The 332-nt window shown below is 47.9% G+C and carries 1 pseudogene; it reads left to right on the forward strand.

From position 1 onward, the window contains the following. Positions 1-332: pseudogene (locus BCT81_RS01830) on the forward strand (hypothetical protein); the annotation flags it as partial.

A 332-nucleotide genomic window follows, 5' to 3' on the forward strand; every position in this document is an offset into this window, starting at 1 on the left:
AATTAGCCTTGGAATGGTTTATCAAAACCGCATTGCAAGGGAACAAGCGAGCGACACTAGAAATCGCCAAGCTCTACGAATCTTCCCCAGAACACGAGCTACTCAGCCCACTAGACTCCGCACAACTTTGGTATGAAGCAGCGTTGCCAAACAACCCAGACGCGGAAGATGGCTACAACCGTGTTCTTGAAGCACAGTTCAACCAACAACGTGCAAAACAGATCTCTTCAATCGAACAGCTCGACGAGGGTATCGCCTCTGAAATAGACAACAGTCAGGGAGCATCTCAGCAAATGCAATCTAACCAAGTGCAATCTAACCTCTCCAGTTCT

The organism is Vibrio sp. 10N.261.52.A1, assembly GCF_002876325.1.
Taxonomy (GTDB): Bacteria; Pseudomonadota; Gammaproteobacteria; order Enterobacterales; family Vibrionaceae; genus Vibrio; species Vibrio chagasii.